General features: G+C 47.3%; 1 protein-coding gene. It reads left to right on the top strand.

What is annotated here, in order from left to right; all coding sequences use genetic code 11:
• Positions 1 to 429: 429 nt before the first annotated feature.
• Positions 430 to 1,836: a group II intron reverse transcriptase/maturase gene (gene ltrA, locus I2I04_RS23050; RefSeq protein WP_195655941.1), complete on the top strand. Its 1,407-nt coding sequence runs from the start codon at positions 430 to 432 to the stop codon at positions 1,834 to 1,836.
• Positions 1,837 to 1,928: the final 92 nt, after the last annotated feature.

Genomic DNA, 1,928 nt, shown 5'->3' with positions numbered 1-1,928 from the left:
TGTTCGCCCGACATGGGCATAGTCTAACGGGTGCAAGTCCCTAACGCAGCTTAATAGCGGCAAGCGTACAGCCAAAGGCAAGGGTGTCCGTAGCGATGCGGAATCTGAAGGAAGCCGTAGGCAAATCACTGACTTGACGAACAGAAACTTGATATTAAGGCACATGCTCGTGGGTAAGGTCGCACGACGGACTAAAGCCCTATAGCTATTCGGAACGAGTGGTGTAAATCAAGCAAGTATAAGTGAGAAAGATTATGTTCTTAATCGGGGAGGTCTCACGGACACAGCAAATAGTTTTTTTTTACGAAAGTTGTGGAGTAAAGCTTGCCGTGAGAAGTCAGCAGACGCCATAGTAGTGGGAAAAAAAGTCAATACAACCCACGAAGGGCAGAACCTAATAATTAAGCGAAAGTAATTGAAACGTACTGTATGAAAGTAAGAATGCAGAAAACATCAGCCCAAGCTAATGACTGCCCTCAAAGAGATAGGTCTGCAACCAAAAGGTATGAGGGAGTGCAGACTTTCATGTGGATATGTGAAGACAACTTCGCGGAAGTACCATTCGACAAGGCACATTTATTGGAACTCATTCTCAGTCCCGATAATCTTAACCGCGCGTACAAGGCAGTGGTAGGCAATAAGGGCAGTGGCGGTATTGACAAGATGTCGTGTGAGCAATTGCTACCGTGGCTCTTGGCCAACAAGAATGAGTTGACAAGTTCCTTGCAACAAGGGACATACCGTCCCAATCCTGTCCGCAGGGTAGAGATACCCAAAGACAACGGAAAGAAGCGGCTATTGGGAATCCCCACTGTAGTAGACCGATTAGTCCAGCAAGCCATCAACCAAGCACTGACCCCAATCTATGAGCGACAGTTCTCTCGGACTAGCTACGGCTTCCGTCCCAATCGGAGCTGCCATAGTGCGCTACGAAAGGCGCAAGAGATAGTTGAGATCGGCTACCGATATGTGGTCGACCTCGACCTTGAACGCTTCTTCGATACCGTAAATCACAGCAAGCTCATAGAAATCCTCAGCCGCACGGTAACAGACGGCAGAGTAGTCAGTCTAATACACAGATATCTAAGCAGCGGAGTAATCACCCGAGGAGTTTTTGAAGCGAGCGAAGAGGGCACACCGCAAGGTGGACCTCTAAGTCCGCTGTTGAGTAACATAATGCTCAACGAATTGGATAAGGAACTCGAACTCCGAGGACACCCCTTTGTCCGATATGCCGATGATGCCCTGATATTCTGTAAATCCAAACGAGCCGCACAGCGTGTAAAGTCAAGTATCACACGATTTATCGAGGGGAAACTCTTTCTGAAAGTAAATCGGGAGAAAACCGTAGTGTCCTATGTACGAGGAGTTAAATTCCTCGGCTACTCCTTTTATGTAAACAAAGGCAAATGTCTGCTTGCTGTACATCCCAAAACCAAAACCAATATGAAAGCCAAGCTCAAAGAGTTGACGAGTCGCAGTAATGGTTGGGGCTATGAACGCAGGAAACAGAAGCTGAAAGAGTACATACGGGGTTGGATAGGGTACTATCATCTTGCTCAGATAAAACGGCTTTGCCTTGAAACCGATGAATGGTTAAGGCGACGGATACGAATGTGTATATGGAAAGCATGGAAGAAACCCAAGACGAGGATAATCAACCTCAAACGATGTGGCATAGCCGCCCGGCAAGCCTATCAATGGGGGAACACACGTCTTGGTAATTGGCGTATAGCCGACAGCCCGATTTTGACACGAGCCTTATCAAATGAGAATCTGAAAAAGGCAGGGTATATCACGCTGACGGATAGTTATCTCGAATGGTATCCAAAATAGGAACCGCCGTATGCCGAACGGCACGTACGGTGGTGTGAGAGGTCGGAAAACGAAAGTAGGAAGAAAGCTTTCGTTTTCCTCCTACTCGATTT

This window comes from Bacteroides sp. 1001136B_160425_E2, assembly GCF_015559655.1.
Classification (GTDB): Bacteria; Bacteroidota; Bacteroidia; order Bacteroidales; family Bacteroidaceae; genus Bacteroides; species Bacteroides luhongzhouii.
This window is presented reverse-complemented; position numbering and strand designations above follow the sequence as displayed.